The sequence below is a fragment of the Prolixibacter bellariivorans ATCC BAA-1284 genome (assembly GCF_000621705.1).
Lineage (GTDB): Bacteria > Bacteroidota > Bacteroidia > Bacteroidales > Prolixibacteraceae > Prolixibacter > Prolixibacter bellariivorans.
Genome location: NZ_KK211332.1, coordinates 86644 through 104923, shown reverse-complemented (window position 1 = coordinate 104923; position 18280 = coordinate 86644). Strand labels below are relative to the sequence as shown.

At 44.0% G+C, this 18280-nt stretch carries 15 protein-coding genes; 2 read left to right on the top strand and 13 right to left on the bottom strand.

Annotation, left to right across the window (positions count from 1 at the left end; all coding sequences use genetic code 11):
• Window positions 1-189 precede the first annotated feature (189 nt).
• The 5 genes from T426_RS0119595 to T426_RS0119575 all read right to left on the bottom strand — a co-directional run bounded on the left by T426_RS0119595 (window position 190) and on the right by T426_RS0119575 (window position 5375).
• The gene (locus tag T426_RS0119595) at window positions 190-1785 is read right to left on the bottom strand and encodes a hypothetical protein (RefSeq protein ID WP_027586164.1); all 1596 of its coding nucleotides are present in this window, start codon (window positions 1783-1785) and stop codon (window positions 190-192) included.
• A gap of 210 nt (window positions 1786-1995) precedes the next feature.
• Window positions 1996-2517, bottom strand: a complete 522-nt coding sequence (locus T426_RS0119590; RefSeq protein WP_025865009.1) for a hypothetical protein — start codon at window positions 2515-2517, stop codon at window positions 1996-1998.
• A 190-nt stretch (window positions 2518-2707) separates the two neighbouring features.
• Window positions 2708-3454 (bottom strand): hypothetical protein, encoded by a 747-nt coding sequence (locus T426_RS0119585; protein WP_025865010.1) that lies wholly within the window; start codon window positions 3452-3454, stop codon window positions 2708-2710.
• 269 nt (window positions 3455-3723) lie between these two features.
• Window positions 3724-4596 (bottom strand): TIR domain-containing protein, encoded by an 873-nt coding sequence (locus T426_RS25340; protein ID WP_025865011.1) that lies wholly within the window; start codon window positions 4594-4596, stop codon window positions 3724-3726.
• Between the two features lie 515 nt (window positions 4597-5111).
• Entirely contained in the window at window positions 5112-5375 is a 264-nt protein-coding gene (locus tag T426_RS0119575; RefSeq protein WP_153637553.1) for a hypothetical protein, read from the bottom strand.
• Window positions 5376-5470: 95 nt separating this feature from the next.
• Between T426_RS0119575 and T426_RS0119570 the strand changes: the two genes are divergently transcribed.
• Window positions 5471-6127: a PQLLE family protein gene (locus T426_RS0119570; protein ID WP_025865013.1), complete on the top strand. Its 657-nt coding sequence runs from the start codon at window positions 5471-5473 to the stop codon at window positions 6125-6127.
• A gap of 221 nt (window positions 6128-6348) precedes the next feature.
• Here the strand turns inward: T426_RS0119570 and T426_RS0119565 are convergent, their stop codons facing one another.
• The 8 genes from T426_RS0119565 to T426_RS24420 form a co-directional block, all read right to left on the bottom strand.
• On the bottom strand, window positions 6349-7338 hold the full coding sequence (locus tag T426_RS0119565) for an aldo/keto reductase (RefSeq protein ID WP_025865014.1): 990 nt from the start codon (window positions 7336-7338) through the stop codon (window positions 6349-6351).
• A gap of 147 nt (window positions 7339-7485) precedes the next feature.
• Window positions 7486-9894 (bottom strand): glycoside hydrolase family 127 protein, encoded by a 2409-nt coding sequence (locus T426_RS0119560; protein WP_082229567.1) that lies wholly within the window; start codon window positions 9892-9894, stop codon window positions 7486-7488.
• 104 nt (window positions 9895-9998) lie between these two features.
• Window positions 9999-12065: an alpha-glucuronidase gene (locus tag T426_RS0119555; protein WP_025865015.1), complete on the bottom strand. Its 2067-nt coding sequence runs from the start codon at window positions 12063-12065 to the stop codon at window positions 9999-10001.
• Window positions 12066-12102: 37 nt separating this feature from the next.
• The gene (locus T426_RS24425; protein ID WP_025865016.1) at window positions 12103-13419 is read right to left on the bottom strand and encodes a family 8 glycosyl hydrolase; all 1317 of its coding nucleotides are present in this window, start codon (window positions 13417-13419) and stop codon (window positions 12103-12105) included.
• A 75-nt stretch (window positions 13420-13494) separates the two neighbouring features.
• On the bottom strand, window positions 13495-14709 hold the full coding sequence (locus T426_RS0119545; protein ID WP_234406762.1) for an SGNH/GDSL hydrolase family protein: 1215 nt from the start codon (window positions 14707-14709) through the stop codon (window positions 13495-13497).
• A 91-nt stretch (window positions 14710-14800) separates the two neighbouring features.
• Window positions 14801-16015: a mannonate dehydratase gene (uxuA, locus tag T426_RS0119540; protein ID WP_027586160.1), complete on the bottom strand. Its 1215-nt coding sequence runs from the start codon at window positions 16013-16015 to the stop codon at window positions 14801-14803.
• A 24-nt stretch (window positions 16016-16039) separates the two neighbouring features.
• Window positions 16040-16846, bottom strand: coding sequence for an SDR family oxidoreductase (locus tag T426_RS0119535; protein ID WP_036984670.1), 807 nt, complete (start codon window positions 16844-16846; stop codon window positions 16040-16042).
• A gap of 50 nt (window positions 16847-16896) precedes the next feature.
• Window positions 16897-17532, bottom strand: a complete 636-nt coding sequence (locus T426_RS24420; RefSeq protein ID WP_025865020.1) for an NUDIX hydrolase — start codon at window positions 17530-17532, stop codon at window positions 16897-16899.
• A 175-nt stretch (window positions 17533-17707) separates the two neighbouring features.
• Here T426_RS24420 and T426_RS0119525 point away from each other — a divergent pair, with 175 nt between their 5' ends.
• Window positions 17708-18262: an RNA polymerase sigma factor gene (locus T426_RS0119525; protein ID WP_025865021.1), complete on the top strand. Its 555-nt coding sequence runs from the start codon at window positions 17708-17710 to the stop codon at window positions 18260-18262.
• The last annotated feature ends 18 nt before the right edge of the window (window positions 18263-18280 follow it).

Below are 18280 nucleotides of genomic sequence, written 5' to 3'. Positions count from 1 at the left end.
ATTCCGTTCAAAAGTGTCGATATGTATTTCTTTGTCGTCATTTTTCAAATGCCACACAACGTACAAGCATATGCAAATGTGGGCGATTTCGGGCTTTAAACTTGTCAAGCCCCTATAATTTTGAAGCGGGCTACAGCCCTTGAATTTACTACAATACCGCCCATTTTGTTTATACAGTGTTATGTGCTTTTATTTTGAATTGCATTTTATTATAAATTTCGGTATCTGAAGAACGTTGAATCCAATACAATATACATCTTCTTCAACTGCAAGTGCATTTTCAATATTATTTTCCAACAAAATTATTGGCTTTTTGATATGTAGCTTTTCCAGTTCTTGTTTTTTCTTTGCTACTGATGTCCAGTTACCTAACGAAAGTTTAGTTGAATCGGCCCATGTCAATAGGTTTGGGACTAATTCAGTAACATCCAGCACGACTGAATTATTTGGATAAAATATAGCCCAAACATTTTCGGTTAATTTCGTACTATCAGGTTTTGTTTTATAAAAACGAAGAGAGTTAATTTTCATATCGCTTTTCAAAATTTTCTGAACAAAAGGCTTAAAATTTTCAATTGTAATAATTCCATGATTTTGAATGGAATCAATAGATTCGCCAAACAGTTTCTTTTGTTTTGTGTATGAAAATGCTCCGATATCATCAAAAATCATATTTGAAAATCCATCAGCCGATGCATGTTTTGATTTGGGATAGTAACTAAATGCCCCTTCTGATTTTACGTAGTATTTATCAAAGCTTATTGTTACAAAATCTGCCAATAAATGCTCCATAGTTTGCTTATCTTTTTTTGATATATCTTTCCACAGATACCGTAAAATCATTTTAAATCCTTTTACTTTCTTTAGGTTCCATTCATGGATTTCATCTAATTCATCTTCATTGGCAGGATATGGTTCTGAAAGAATTTTCAAAGAATTTGAAAATAGTTTGTCAGTATATCGCAACGGAAAGTCGTCATATAAATCGTTCCCGTCATAATCTCGATATGCTTTTAATACTGAGGCTGTATTATTAAGGTCGTTTTTGAGCAATCTACCTGTACTTTTGCTTTTGGGGCCCCACATACCCGTTATGCTATCCTGAAAATCATACATCCACGTTAGCATAGCATATTTCCATTCGGGCGAAAAACGGTACAAATTATTTCTTTCCAGAATATTATCCTGGTTTGTACAATCTAATATGTTGCGGGCAAAATGAAAGGTGGTTTGGGGAAATTTAGAAGCTATCCAGCCAACATAAGAAATATCGTTCAGGAAAGCTTTGAGTTTCTCAGGTGTGTTAATATCATCCAGAAATGTTAATGGATATTTAAGATTCAAAGGGCCTGATGTTGAATCCAATAATGATTCCAGGTGATTTATTATGTTTTGTGAAATTTCCCAATAAATGCAATAGGGGACAGACTCATCAATAAATGCTCCTGTTTTGGGATTTTGCAGACTAAGAAAAAAAACTATTTCTTCCTGTTTATTGTTGAAAGCCGGAATTTTCAGTAATCCATCCCTGTTCTTTAATTTATTATGATATTCCGATAAAGTGTTTATTGATTTTGAATATTCCCCTTTATCCAACAGGTATGCGGCTCCTAGCATTCGGAACTCAAAATCGGCCATGTAATAGCCTTCTTTTTGCAATTGTTTATTCAGCTTAAAGAGTTCTTTTACTTGTGTTTTCTGCTGGAAAACAATAAAAACCCCAAAAGCAACAAAAACTGCCAACAGACTTGAGACTGCTATAATATTTTTTTTCTTATGCTTCATTTTTTAATGTCTATACCGTGTTGCACCTAATTGCGGCATAACGGTTGGTACATGTTGTCGGGGCGGATTTCGGAGAGCGTTCCTGTCCGAAGGACACGGAACTGCGAAACGAGCCCCGAAGCCTCGGGGCGCAGTTGGCGTACCACCAAACCCCGCCCTGCAATATGTACGTTGTTGTGTGCCCGTGTTTTATTTTTATTCTCATTAAATTCATTCCTGATTTATTTTTTCAGCAGATTCAATTAATTGTTTTCTTTCCTCAATTTCATGTCGAGTTTTGTTGATGTAATATAAAATTAAAATAGGTATTAAGTTGATGTAAACTGAATTGTGATTTAAATCGTTTTCCGTATACCTTAGAATCCATCCGGAAAGTCCAAAATTAAAATCTGGAATAAATTTCTCTGTCCACTCAAAACCTATGTTAAAGAATACACCGGAATAATATTCGAATCCAAATGCCGATATCGAAATCTGAATTAATTGAAGAACCTGATTCCAGGTTGAAAGGTAAAGTCCTTTTATATTTTTTTTCCTCAATAAGTTGCCGGAGTATATTGAAAAGACAAATAGCAATATTGCTACAACATAAAAGAGTAATGAAAGTCCACTTAAGGTGCTTTCATAAATAAATGTTCTTAATGTTAGAATCAGTCCTAATAGTCCACCGACTATTTGATAATAACCGATATGTAGCATTCTATCTTCAATTTTGCCTGAAAGTATTCTCATATTTTAATGATTTTTACAAATTGTCAATGAAACAAGAGTCATTTAACATGGCACACAACGGTTTGTATAAGAATAGTAGCCGTTTGCGGGCTTCAACCCTGTCAAGTTACACAAAAGTTGAAGCGGGCTACAACTCTTGAATTTACTACTGAACCGGCTATTATTTTTATACATTGTTGGGCATAGTAGTTTATTTAAACCTTAGTATATCTGCTCTTATTTTTGATATTTCGTTTCTTGCATCATCAATTTCAGATTTTGATATCTCATCCAAGTAGTAAAAAATTTCTCTCTCTCTTTCTTTAATTACTAGGGTATTTCTAATATCAAGATTAATCTGTTTGTTGAACAATTCTTGAGCATCCATAAGGTTTACTATGAGTGATTCTTTGCAATCAATTAAATCCTTTTCTTTTACTTTTTTTTCAGATTCTAACAGATGTATGACTTCATATAAGTCATTTAGGTTTTTTGCAGTAATTAGTTTATGGATGAAACTTCCAATAAAAATCCCTGAATTTGCAAATTCTTCAGAAATCATCGTGTTACTATTTGCTGACGATTTATAGGTTTTTGTTAGAAGCTTATATACTTTCTGCTTAAAATCCTTTTGTTCTTTCTCTCTATTATTAATCAATGATTCAAAAGCTTTTTTAACCCGCTTAATCTCATATTTGTAACCAGTGAAAGTTAATAATCCTATTATAGAAATTATTGCTCCAATAATTAATGAAAATTTGTTAGTCTGTTCAGATAAAGTATTCTGAAAGTAGTCTTTACGTTCATTCAAAATTTGGACTTGAGATTCAAGATTAACGATTTTTGATTCAAGTTCAATAATTCTTGTAGTTAAATTAATTGAGTCTCGTTTAATCACTTGTCCAACTCCAGATGAAATATTCAAAAAGAGGATAAAGATTAGTAAAGCTTTTTTCATAAACGTAAATTTTGTTTTTAGTTCACAGATATCTTATTGAATTCGGCGCAGCAAGTCACTATTATGCCCAACGGTTTGGCTATGTGGAGTGCGGGACTTTGAAACGTTTCACAATCAGGTTGCCACTGAGCCAATTCGTATATTCATATTTTTGTTTTTATAGCCAAATCATCAAAGACGAATTGGCGTTGTTGTTACGAAGAACTGCAGTTAAAATACTCGCTGAATCCCGCATTACATATAGCTTTTGTTAGCACAAGTTATTTTTCTTACAACGTACTTGCAATACTCTTTATATCAACAAAAATGCCTACAGCAATTAATTCCTTACAAATTTTCATCTTCCATGCACCTGCTGAGTCATAATTTTCATATAATATCCCTTGTAAGTCAGAGGGTATTTCAGTGTCACCCTTTTTTAATAATCGAACCCTTTCTTTCCCCAATTGACCAATGAAATATCCAATTTCTAAAATCACATTTTGTCTTGTTCTGGTAGAACCATCTTCCAATTTGTCGTCTGGTGACAACAAAGCAATAGCGTAATTGGACTCCGATGACTCTTCAACCAATTTATCGATAATTGTACGCCCCTTGTCGGCCTGCTCATGTAAGACAATGTTGTTTACTCCAGCCCTCGTAAGTAATAATTGTAGTTCAGTCTTTAACTCATTGTCATGACCATGTACAATAAAAACAGTATCACCAGTTACTTTTTTTATTGTATCTTTTTCAATCTCTGGATTTGCGTTTACAATTTCTTGTAAAACTTCTTGGAAGTATTCAATAAATTGGCTATTAAAATTGCTTATTGAGTCATTGATATCACCATGAGAAATATAAGTTAAATTCATCGGTAAATTATATCCATTTTCCCCCTGCTCTCCGACGGTTCTATATAAGTCATAAACCAATGATTTAGCATCTTCAAATTTTGTTGGTAGACTCCAATGACTTGTGTTCTCACCTGGCCAATTTTTCCATTTTTCTCTTTCTTGTTGATAGAAATTATAAATGGGATTATCTTTTATTTCATTGTCTAAATGTTCAAACAAATGCGCAACTTCACTTCCGAAAGTTTGCATATTTGCTCCTTGAATATTCCTTAGAAAAAAGCTTATCAAATCAGGTTTTAGTGCCATTGGTTTTTATATTTTATAATTTGCCCTAACTAGTTTATATGTGTACTAAAAGTAACAGATATTTCCCATACGGGAGTGTTATGTGTACCTTTGGTATCTTATATTTTGAGATCATCAAATGGGTTTTTAATGTTTTGCAATGCACGGTTACTTACGTGTGTATAAATCTTTGTTGTTGTACAAGATTTAAATCTCGATATACTTGGGTCAGTTTTCATTTGTTGGCTGTTATGGCTCATCAAGTTAATAAAAAACTTTCTGAATTTGGTTCTCAGTTCCTTTACGGATTCCCATTTTAGGTTATCATAATTTTCGTTCGCATATCAGATCCGACCGTTCATGGAAGAAATCGGGCCGTTCGTCAAAATTTTTGGCACAAAACATATTTTTTACTTAAGTTAAAAACTCATTCGTTATCAGGACAGAAAACGGAAACTTTAGCGGAAGGTTGGAACAGTGGAGCACGGAGGCCGGAGGCTTTCTTTTGTTTGCCCGGAACGAACACGAAGCGTTCTTTAAACAGGCTCCTGGTATCCAAAATAGAAAACGGATCCCGGTAGCAAATCAAGATCTGCGGATAGCAAACCAGGGGTGCCTGGTAGCAGAACACCGTCGCCCGGTAGCAAAGCACCGTCGCCCGGTAGCAAAGCACCATCGCCCGGTAGCAGAACACCGTCGCCCGGTAGCAAACCAGGGGCGTTCTGTAGCAAAATAGGGTAGTTCTGTAGCAACGCATCCCAAAAGTGTAGCAAGCCCCGAACCGTTCGATGGTAGTGCACAACGCTTTGCGTCTCTAATACGTCATACGTATCGAAAAGTACTAGATAACGGCCGGACACCCGGCCAACATGTTTAACTTCAAACAACTTAGTCTATGTCCAGACCTAAATTATCAGAAGCGGAACTGCTGGAACGCAACCGCGTAGCGTTAGAAAACGCCGAACAACAACCCGAAATTGCATCAGCCATGTCCGAACTGGGCTACGATGCCACCAAAATCGCCGAAGGTAAAACGCTGTTGGCAGAAAACCAACAAGCCTACAATTTCAACAAAACCGAGGACGATGAAACATCCGAAGCCTACAACAGCTTTACAGCCAACTACGATGCCATCGACGAGATTTATCGGAAGCACCGCAAAAAAGCAAAAGTGATTTATCGTAAAGACCCGTTGATGCTCGCTAAACTGAACATCGATGGCTCAATACCCCGAAGCTACGCCAAATGGCTCGAAGCAGTGCAAAAATTCTACACGGAAGCTATTGCCGATACGGCTATCCAGGAAAAATTGGCAAGCTTGAAAATTAGTCTGGAGGAGCTAAATGCCACCCAGGCACAAATCGGAGAACTAAAAACCACAAGGGCTAGCTACCGCCGCGAAGTTGGAGAGTCGCAGGAAGCTACCAAAAAGAAAGATGCCGCATTTGCTAAAATAGACGATTGGATGTCGGAGTTCTATGCCGTCGCCCGCATCGCCCTCGAAGACCAGCCCCAGCTGCTCGAAGCACTTGGTAAAGTAGTCAAAAGCTAGTAGCACAAAAAAGGATGCCGTCCATTTCGGGCGACATCCTTTCTGTTCATCGTTATCTCGTTCTATTTACTGTTTTATCTTCGCTTTCGCTGAGCCTTTGCCTACGGCCTCCCAATTTTCCCATTCTCTCCGGTTCTCCCCCTCTCACTTTCTCCTTCACCAATTCGCGTCATTCGGCTCATTCAACATTCAGCATTCAACATTCAAAATTGTCTGCCACATCACCACTTCTCGTTGGCAATATCGGGCCAGATGTGTTGCTCGTAAATCTGCCGGATGCCGTCCATCTGCTCTGCCGATAGCTCGGGCAATTCCGATGCCTGTACGTTGGAAAGCACCTGCTCCGGCCTCGAGGCACCGGGAATGACACAGCTCACTTCCTTAAACATCAAAATCCATCGAAGGGCCATGGCTGCGAGGTTCGTCTGCTCGGGGAAGAGTTGCTTGATTTCTTCCACGGCTTCCAGACCTTTCATATAATCCACTCCCGAAAAGGTTTCGCCCTTATCAAACGCTTCGCCGTTCCGGTTAAAGGTACGGTGGTCGTCTTTCCCAAAGGTGGTATCAGGTGTGAACTTCCCGGTCAGGAGTCCGCTGGCCAGCGGCACACGTGCCAGTATCCCGATGTTCTTTTTTGCCGCTTCCGCGAAGAAATCTTCAGCAGGACGCTGCCGCAGCATGTTGAAAATAATCTGTATCGTGGTCACATTCTCGTATTCCAGGGCTTTCATTGCTTCATCAATCCGTTCCACGCTCACGCCCAGGTTCCTGATTTTCCCCTCTTTCTTCAGGGTATCGAATAGCTCGAAAATCTCGGGACGGTAGTACGTCTCGGTAGGCGGGCAGTGCAGCTGAATCAGGTCGATCGTTTCCAGCTCCATCCGCCTCAGGCTGTCTTCCACAAACCGGCGAAGTCCCTCGGTCGTGTACGAGGCATCCACGTGGGGCGAAAACTGACGGCCGCACTTGGTCGCCACATAAATCCGCTCGCTGCGGGAGCGCACCAGGCGGCCCACCGCTTTTTCACTATCACCGTCGTTATACACATCCGCGGTATCGATAAAGTTCACGCCGTTATCGACCGCCGAATTCAGTATGGCATCGGCATTCGGGTGACTGAACAGGCTGCCCCATTTGCCGCCCACCTGCCAGGTTCCTAATCCCACTTCCGAAATTTCAAATTCTGTTTTTCCCAGTATTCGTTTCTTCATTTCTCTTGGTATTTAGTCGATTTTGTTCCGCTTTTGCCGGGCAAACTGCCCCCAATCCAATTCAACAGGCGTACCCGACAGTTGTTCGACGGCCAGGTTGTGAACGCCGGTTGCCAAATGGGAGAGGGATACAGCTATGGGAACGCATTACTGCTTTTCCGGTCCGGCTTTCTTCCTCGCCAGGCGGATGTAGTAAACACCTCCGGCTGTACTGTGCGGAAACGACTGAAACTTCACCCGGACGTGTGTTTTCCCTTCAAGCATCGAATTGGGAATCGGGTATTCTACTTCCTGGAATTTCTTTTGATTCCACTTCCCGGTGTTATCCTCCGATACCAGTTTCTGGTTGTCGATGTAAATGTCGAACTTCCGGTTTCCCTGTTCTTCGCCCCAGTAACGGACAATCAAACTAAGGTTGGTAGCCGAATCGGTGGCCATTTGGTAACTGAAATAGCCTCCGTCACGGGCACTTCGCCAAAATTCGTCCATGTTGTTTCCTGTATAGGAATTGGAATTTTGCATGGCGTGATCCACCTCGGGCTGCTGTTCGCCTGGCGCCACAAAATCCACGGTACGCTTGTCGAGTGCCATTCGCTTTTTTTCCAGCGTCGACAGCGAGTCGAGATACGAATGATATTGCTTATGGGTCAGGGTCATCCAATACATCATATACCTGGCATCGTGTATCAGGAAGAAAGGTTCCAGTACCACTTTTATCGGGTTAATCAATTCCCATTTGGGTGCTGTAAAGAACAACGGCTTGTTTTTCACGGGTACCAGATCTTTCGGAATTTCTGACTTGTTGTCCGAGATAATGATAGGCGCGGTGTTCAACGGGAATTTTTTCCCGCTGGGAATATGTCCCCACCGGCTGTCGTCGGCAATCAGTCCTTTCAAGTCCTGCGTACCTGTTTTGGCACCCAATACGATGGGCCCGTGCAGTAAGGCAATGTAATTTGGCACATTGGGCAGCTGCTCATAGGTATTGTGCATGGGCAACTGAATCGTAACGGTGTCGCCGGCTTTCCACAACCGGTCAACCGCAATATACGATGCCGGATGGGCCTTGTAGGGAAAGTTCTTCCCGTTGACGGTTATTTTCAAAGCACCGTCTTTCACCCACGACGGGTAGCGGACCATTAAGCTGAAATGAGAAGAGCCCTTCTCGACAATCAATTTCGTTTGCGGTTCGTACGGGAATTTTGTCTCCTGCCTGATCTTCACTCCCGTCTTTTCCCAATTCAGTTCCGACGCGACGAAGAGATTCAGATACAATGAATCGCCCTGGTGGGTATAGATAAACTCGTTGTATTTACTGTGGTTTTCCATGCCGCTGCCTACACAACACCACATGGCTTCGTTTGGGGCGGAGTAGACCCGGTAACTGCGCGGCCGCACGGGAGTGAAATACACGTATCCTCCGGTCTCCGGGTTTTGAGTGGACAGAATATGGTTGAATACCGTCCGTTCGTAGTAGTCGACATATTTCTCCTTCGGGTGTACCCGGAACAGGTCTTCCGTCAACTTCAGCATGTTGTAGGAATTGCAGGTTTCCGGTCCTTCCACGTCATTCACATAATCGGTGCACGACGAAGCGCTTGGAAAGAATTCTCTCCGGCTGTTTCCTCCGAATGCCAGTGTCCGGTTTTGTGTTATGGTTTGCCAAAAGAACCGGCCGGCTTCCACGTATTTCTTGTCATGCGACAATTCACCGATTCGTTGAAAACCGATGGCTTTGGGAATTTGTGTATTGGCATGTTTGTTATCGAGGTTGTCACTGTCTTTCGACATCGGGTCCAGCAGCATATGGTGCGAAAACCGTTTGGCAGCTATCAGGTATTTCTTGTCGCCGGTCATTTGGTAAGCATCGGCAAACATTTCATTCATCCCTCCGTGTTCGGTGTCCAGCATCGATTGCATCTGGGCATCTGTCAGGCCAGAGGTGATATTGATTCCCCAATCGCAAAATTTGAGGAACATGCTTTTGGCCTCTTTGTTGCCGGCATACAACCAGGCATCTCTCAGACCTGCGTACATTTTGTGCACGTTGTACCACGGAACCCACGCTTTATGATAGGCCTTAAAATCTCCGTTCTTCAGGGTACTCCAAGTTTCTTTGCTGTTGGGAACGCCGCCTACATATCCTTTGCCCCATCCCGGATGGTTGACGGTGTTGGCATCCTGGCATTTCTTCAGTTCGGAAATCATGTATTCCAGTCGTTGCTTGCAGGCCGCGTTACCGGTTGCTGCAGTGTTGATAGCCATGGCCGATAAGTAATGGCCGCCGATGTGTCCGTCGAGGCCCGCCCAGTTGGTATAGCTGGGAGCTTTGGGTTTCAGTCCGGCTTCTTTGCGGTAAGGCGCCAGCAGGCGATCGACGTTGTACTTCAGCAACGTTTGTATATTCAGGTCGCGGGCATGTTTAAACGGCCCGTCCAGCAGTTTGACGTCTTTTAGCGGAAATTCGTTGTGATACAGCTTGTCCTGAGCCTGCGTGTGACCAGCCATAAAAAAGAGGCCGATAAGCAAACACCAAAACGGATACTTTATTCTCATGATACTTTACTTGGTTTGGATTCTTTCGATAATAATTCTCAATGTGCTCAATATAATTATATCCTCGGATAGGATTCAATTTCAGAGCCGTTTTCACGTGAAATTTATCTTATTCTTTTCATATCGTTTTCGATTAAATCTTTCAGATTATGCACGGGCCGTTCGATATTGTACGGAATGGGCATGCGACTGAACTGCTGGAAGTACAGCAGGCAGGCATCTTTCCACACCTGGGCATTGACGCACTGTTTCCGGAGTTTTTTCTGCACCATGCTAAACCGTTCTTTATCGACGTATGGCTTTGCTTTGTCCCACGTTTTCTGAAAACTGCGCACCTGGTCCAAACCTCCCTGGTAATGATAGCACAGGTCGTCCCACAGGGTCAATCCGCCTTTGGTTTGGTAATCCCACGGGAGGTGATGGAACCACAGCAGATAGATTTCCGGACAAGTATTCACATTATTAAATAGCGAACGAAGCGGTTCGTGGTACTGGCTAACGGCATTGCTACCCTTTTCCGTCCGGTCGAACCCGATTCCCAATGTGTCGGCCTTGTGAAAGTACGGAGGAGTCCAGTCTTTGCGAACTCCTTTGGGTGCCCACCACGGGCCGGGACCATAATGTTCGTTGGCCGAAAACAGGTGGTGCAAGCCTAATGGCATCATGTAATTCACAGCTGCTTCGCGACTTTCCAGCATCATTCGTTTCACTGGTTTCAGAAAATTGATGTTCCAGACAATGGGAAGAACAGTCGATTTTGTCTTGTCTTCTGCAGGTGTCGGCTTAAATGTGAGCTTCAACCATTCATCAGCAATCTGGTCACTGGATAATTGGTTGTTCCAGGCCAGACGGCCAAAGGCGTACCAGTTGGCCTGGGCAAACGGGTGTCCGCACCAGTTGGTGTCCAGCCCGATATTGGCTACACCGGCAATCGCTGTGTGCTTTTGTTGGGAGATGCTGCCATCGGTACAACGGGCAACGGTGCTTCCTTTGCCTTCCTGGTACGTGTCGCTCTTCAGGAACTCTTCCCACATAGGGGCTAAAAACACCAGATGGATAGCTTGCCCCAGGTATTCCTGTGTTACTTGCAGTTCCGGCATAACCGGAGTCTTTTTCATGGCTCCGAAAAGCGGGCTGAACGGTTCGCGCGGCTGAAAGTCGATGGGACCGTTCTTCACCTGGATGATTACATTGTCATGGAATTTCCCGTCCAGTGGCATGAATTCGTTGTAGGCCTGTTTGGCCCGGTCTTCGTCGTTGGCGCTGTATACAAAGGCCCGCCACATCACAATACCTCCATAGGGTTTCACGGCATCGGCAATGGTATTGGCACCGTCGGCATGCGTGCGGCCGAAATTTTGCGGACCGGGTTGTCCTTCACTGTTGGCCTTTACCAGGAAGCCTCCAAAATCGGGAATCAGCTTGTAAATCTCTTTGGCTTTGTTTTTCCACCATTCTTTCACCTGCGGGTCGAGCGGGTCCGACGTTTTTAGTCCGCCTATCACCGAAGGGGAAGCGAAATTCACCGAAAGGTAAGTCTTAATACCATAAGGACGCAGGACTTCGGCAATCGCCTGCACTCTCTTCAGGTATTCGGTTGTCAAAACCAGCGGCGAAGCATTGACATTATCGAGAACAGCGCCGTTAATGCCAATCGAAGCATCGGCACGGGCGTATTCCTGCCACAACTTTTTGTCCTTTTCTGTTACTGCAAGCGAATCTTTGCCGTGCCAGAATATGGAGCGACCGGCATAACCACGTTCGATGGTGCCATCCAGATTGTCCCAGTGATCGAGAATACGCCGTTCGTACGACGGATTCTCTACCTGTTCGGTGATGGCTTCTCCCGTTTGCTGACGGCGCAGCAGGTCATAGACGCCATATAATATACCTAAGTCGGTGTTCGCCTCGATGCGGCCGGAGCTGAGCCGGTAACCATCGCCTTTGATTAATTTGTTGTGCTTCTTTTTCAGTACAAATGTTGCATTGGCTTTGCCCTGCCAGCCCTGGCGCAATTCCTGTTTGGCAATGGTAAGGGTAGGGGATTTCCCGGAGCAAACAATGTTGACCGTAGCCGTATGTTTGGCGCGCAGCCATAGGTCGTGCCCGTTCTCGGCATTGAGCGTAAGGGCGGCAAACAGGAAAATAAGAAGTGTGAATGTGACTTTCATATCTTGGATTCTGATTTTCGTTAATGTATAAGAGTGTCTATTGATTCGCTGTTTGGGGCGTAATGATTCGGTATTCACCGCTCAAATGCATTAGGCTGAACATATACATCAGTCCGTCGTAATACGGATCGAAGTAGCCGTCGCTGTACGGTTCGAGTTTGGCATTCCAGAGGGCACGCACAAAATCGAGGCTGTTCCTGTCTTCGTTTACCGTGATTAGGGAAGCTGTAGCCGCGGTAGCAACCAATCCCAGCGAATGTCTCAGCTTTTGGAAACCTCCTGCCGGAAGAATGTATTCTGGTTTCGAACCATCCGGGTTGAACTGATCCTTGAATGAGTTGATTCCGCGTGAGCGCAGGAAGTTTTGAAACTTTTCGGCGTAAGCTTCCTGCCATTTTTTGTCCTTCCCAAACCACACGTAATCCATCGCAATGTTCATCGGAACCCGCCATGAATCGTAGCGGAACGCTGCGGGCATCCAGGGAGTGGAATGCGGTGTGCCGTCAAAATTGGTATAATCGGTATTTAAACCTGTCTTCGGATTACATGCGCGGTGAAGAAATACGCGGGCAGAGTCGGCACAATCGCGGTAGAACTGTGCGTGCCCGTCTTGGGCATATTGTGCCCAGACTTCGAAAAAGGCTGGCACGTTGTATGACGGATCGGTCCAGCGATAGCCGACACCTTCAGGCACAAACGAAATCAGCTTGTGCTTCACATTGATGAGATGGTAAATATTTCCGGTGCCATCTTTCTGCCACATGGCATCCAGTATCTTTCTGGCTTCGGCATAATAGTTAATGCCGGTATCGTTTCCCCACCGGTTCGATGCAAACAACAACGTGGTGACATAGTACAGTTCACCGTCCGATGCCGAACCTTCGGAATTCCGTTTCATGGTTTTGGGATTGAAACTCCAGGCGAAATACTCTTTCCGTGGTCCGGATTGATGCTGAAGATAGTGCTTCGAGAAACGCCAAATCCGGTCGAAAACGTCTTTTTTGTTCAACTGAACGGCAATCATCATTCCGTATGACATGCCTTCGGTGCGAACATCTTGATTCTTCAGGTCGGAAATATAAGCCATCGAATCGCCCACCTCAAAATAGATACGGTTGGGGCCGTGGAAGAGTTGGTTATAGGTTTGAGCTATCTTTTTATCGATCGCCGATTGTTGATAGCCGGCTTCTTTCAGCAAATTCCTTGATTTTACAGGTAAAATTGCAGCATCGGGATGACCATCACCGGTATTTCCGGCAAATGAATGATTGATGCCTAAAAATAAAATGGCCACCAGCAATGAGGCTATTCGATACGGAATATTCGGTTTGATTGCGTAGTTTGTTCCTTTCATCGGTTTATTTTTTATGCTTAGCTATTGGGTCTGTAGATTTTTTACGGTGTCATGTAACGATAAAAAAGTGCCGTTCTATTTAAACAGCGAAAGGTCGATGGCACCGGCCATGATGCGATACCCCAGCTCATTAGGGTGCAGGTAGTCGCCTGACTGTGCTTCCGGCCGAAGAGTTAACGTATCTTTCGGGTTTCGCATGGCTTTGTCAAAATCAATCACAGCATCGAAATGGCCGCTGGTACGAATCCATTTATTCACGGTTTGTCGGGCCGTTTCGCGGTAATCTTTGTAATAGAACGACTTCTTGATGGGAGTAATGGTTCCTCCGTACACTTTGATTCCCTTTGCATGTGCCTCATCAATCATTTTATCATAAGCGGCGATGAGGCCTTGCGCTACTTTGTCAGCAGCTTCTTTGTCGGGCGTTCCTCCTATATCGTTAACCCCTTCGAAGATGATTAGCCAGCGCACCCCGTGCTGTTTGAGAATGTCGCGGTTAAACCGGCTGAGAGCCGTGGGGCCGAGACCGCCGTGAAGTACGCAGTTGCCTCCAATTCCCATGTTCAGTACGCCAATGTCCCGGGTCCGCTTGTTCTTCAACAGGCGCAGAGCCAGTTCGTCGGGCCAGCGGTCCTGTTTATTCGTGCCTGAACCGCGTCCGTCGGTGATGGAGTTCCCGAGAATCGCGATGGCTGCTGCCCGTTTTTGGGCCATCAGATCAATGCCATTAATTACATACCAGTGGTCAGTTTTGACGGCTTGCGAGAAATCAGCATCAGGGGAGGACTGGTCGCCTGCGAGCAAATACGAAGTCGTGCGTGACCCCGGATGTCCGGTTACGTCGGGTGATGTTTCTCCAAATGAAATTGTAATGGCAACCAGCATTCTTGGCTTCAGATTAAATGAAATCGGGTCAGAAATAACCGCTTTTCCCGGCTCCATTGTGACATCCGGTTGTCCGTTGAAGGTTAATTCTTTAGAGGTAGACGGCTCAATTTCACTTCCGCCTTTCGAAACAGCGATGTGGACTGTTTTCATGGTAACAGGACTTTTGCTGAATCTATTGGAAAACCGGAACTGCAGTTGCTTTCCACCAATGGAAACACAAACCACCTGACGCAAGGTACTGTTTGTTAATCCGGGGGCCGGGGGCATGTTGCGTGGTTCCACAAGTTGAGGCGCCGTGGCCCAGGTTCCCACCCACGATTTTGATGCAGTAGTTTTATTTTGTGATATAGCCGTCGTGCCTGTTGTTAGCAGGACAGCCATGATAAGAATAAGTCGTTTCATTGGTCTCGATTTATTATTCATTTGGTTGATAAAGAGAAGCTCATCAATGTCAGTGCAGAGCTTCTTTGTTGCTCGTTAAGGAGTGTGTTCTTTATCCTTGTTGGGATAAAGCATAGTCAATCGCCGTCATGATGCCGTCGAGTTCTGCCAGACCTTTCAGCCTTCCGATTAGTGGATAACCCGGATTGTACGGGTGATTGAAATCATCGAGAAGTTTGAGTCCGTGATCAGGTCTTACCGGCATTTTGAAATCGGCGCGGCCAGCTTCGATTCTTCTTTTTTGCTCCTGCAATAACGCCGTCACCAGCGGAACCATATCTTGCGTACCGGTTAGATGACCGGATTCATAAAAGCTTCCGTCTTCCAGCATTTGCGTGTTCCGCAAGTGGACAAAGTGGATTCGCTCACGGGTCTTTTCAATGATTTCAGCCAGATTGTTTTCTCTTCTTGCCGAAAGGGAACCGGCACAAAAAGTGATGCCGTTATTCGGTGATTGATTTGCTTCAAATAACCACTCGTAGTCTTCCAATTGCCCGATAATCCGCGGAAGTCCCAAAACGGGGAAAGGAGGATCATCCGGGTGAATAGCCAGGCGAACACCCGCTTCCTCAGCAACGGGAATTACATCGTCGAGAAAGGCCTTCAGGTTTTCCCGCAGTTTCGCTTTGTCAATGTCTTTGTAACGGTCGATAAACTCCAGGAACAACGCTTTCGGGTCGGGAACCGAACCATCAATCACTCCGTCGATAAATCCCTGCGTTACCACAATAATATTATAAGCCAGCTCCTCTGCTTCTTCTTCAGTCATATTATTGAATACCGTTCGGGCTTTTTCAACCAGTTCCCTGGGATAGTCAGCTTCAGCGCCCGGGCGTTTCAATATGAGGACATCGAATGCCACGAAGGTGGGGAAGTCGAAATGCATCGACTCAGCACCGTTGGGAAGTTGGTAATGGAGGTCGGTCCGGGCCCAATCGAGCACCGGCATAAAATTATAGCAGATGGTATCGATTCCGCATTCGCCCAGATTACGGACCGACTGCTGATAGTTTGCAATTAATCTCGGTCGGTCTTCAGACTGGATCTTGATTCCTTCGCTTACGGGAAGACTTTCCACAACACTCCAGTGCATGCCGTGCGCTTCGATGGCATTCTTCACCTTTAGAATTTCCTCTTTGGGCCAAACTTCGCCGTTAGGAATATGGTGAAGAGCTGTTATGACGCCTTCCACTCCAATTTGGGCCAGCTGCTCCAACCTGATGGGATCTTTCTCACCAAACCATCGCCATGTTTTTTCCAGAGCCATGTTGTGCCTTTTTTGTTTTGTAAGTTAAACTCCGCTGAATGAACTGAATCCACCATCGACCGGCAGAATAACTCCCGTAATGAAAGAAGCGGCATCGGAGCATAAAAACTGCACGGCGCCATTTAGTTCCTTGATATCACCAAAGCGCCCCATCGGGGTTCGCCCGATTACTTTTTTACTACGCTCGGTGTAAGAACCATCGGGATTGATAAGCACATTACGGTTCTGGTCGCCGATGAAGAATCCGGGAGCAATGGCATTTACACGGATTTTTTCGCTGAATTTCGTTGCCATCTCCATGGCCATCCACTGTGTGAAAATGTTGATACCCGTTTTAGCTACCGAATATCCGGGCACGCGTGTAATGGCAGAATAGGTGGCCATCGATGAAACAGTGACAATGCTGCCTGAGCCTTGCTGCGCCATTGCTTCACCAAAAATCAGGCAAGGGTAGATGGTTCCGTTTAAATTGAGGTCGGTCACCTTCTGAAAGTCCTCAATTTTCATGTCAAAAACCGTTTGGTCTTCCGTTAAAGTAGCGCCCGGCATATTACCACCGGCTGCATTGATCAGGATATCTACTTTGCCCCATTTCTTTATGAGAGTTTCGCGCGCTAGCCGCAGTTCCTCCATGTCGAGTACACTACCGACAATTCCCATTGCTTCGCCGCCCAGTTGCTCCAGTTCCTTAACCCGGTTGTTAATTTGTTCTTCCCGGATATCGAGGATGGCTACTTTCGCACCTGCTTCAATCAAACTGCGGGCAATACTGCCTCCCAAAACACCGCCACCTCCGGTAACGACTGCAACTTTTCCATTAATATCAAACATTGTACTATTATATTTTGTGTCGATTTATGTAATGCAGATGTAATTGATTTTTACTTCCTTTTCAACCGGTATAGGTATGCCGGCCGTTGTTTTCCCCCTTTGGTTTTTTCATTCAGCCGCTCCACCAGTTCCTGTGAAATCACTTTCTTCCTGAAGTTTCGGTTGTCGATCGTTTCATGAAGAAATGTCTGAAACAGATCGTGCATTTGGTTGAGTGGAAACTTCTCCGGGAGGAGATTGATAAGGACTGGCTTTCTCCATATTTCGTCTCTTAGCCAGCTCAGCGCTGTATCGATCATCTCATTATGGTCAAACGGTAGTTTTTTAATTCCTTTTACTTTAAACCATTTGACCTTTTTGGCGTGTGCACCAGCAAGTAATTCAAACTGTTCCGGTTTCACCAAGGCACAATACAAAACAGAAATGACCCGACGATCGGGATATCGGTCTGTATCTCCAAATACGTCTACCCGCGATAAAAACAGGTTGGACATACCGGTTAATTCCTGCAGCAACCTTCTGGAAGCATCATCCATGTTTTCATTGCAGTAAACATAACCACCAGGAAGCGACCATCGGTCAAATTCGGGTTGCTTGTCCCTCTTGATTAACAGTATCTTAAGTTCTCCGTTAGCAAAGCCAAAAATGGCATTATCGATGGAAATGTTAGGCAAGATTTCGTTCATCAGAAAAAAATATATACTTTGCGTACAAAGTACGTAAATAATAATTGCTTTTACTAACTTGTCAAAGTTAAATTTAAGTGATAAGTTTAGTTGAGATAATAAAAGTGGTTATAATAGAATAGGAAATTTTTTTTATAGAGCGGAAATTACTAAACCTAACTACTCATCTAAATTGATGAAAATTGAAGATAAAATACTGCTTAATGAAATAAGAAAACGTAACAGCAAAGTATTTGAGGCGCTGTTCCGTGACTACTATCCCGGCTTGGTTCGATTTGCTGGTAAATTTGTGTTTGACAAAACTATTAGCGAAGATATCGTGCAGAATTTCTTTGCGTATTTATGGGAGAGCGGGCGTCATCTGAATGTTCAAACTTCTATCCGTTCCTATTTCTATCAATCGATACGAAACAGATGCTTGAACCATTTACGCGATTTAAAAGTAAAAGATAAGCACAATCTACTTTTTTTGGAGGCCAGCCTTAGTTGTGACGATCAGTTGTTTTTGCAAGATGATGAGATAGTTGATTGTATTCAGCAAGCCATCGAATCATTACCCAAAGAGATGCTTGACATTTTTAAATTGAAATATCTTAAAGGTTTGGATATAAAAGAAATTGCCAATATTAAAAGAATCTCTCCCAATACGATTAAAACACAACTTTTGCGTGCCCGCAAAAAGCTGAAGAGAAAGCTAAGTGAAAGTACTTCAATCAATTTTTTTCTGTAATTGTTGTCACCCATTTTT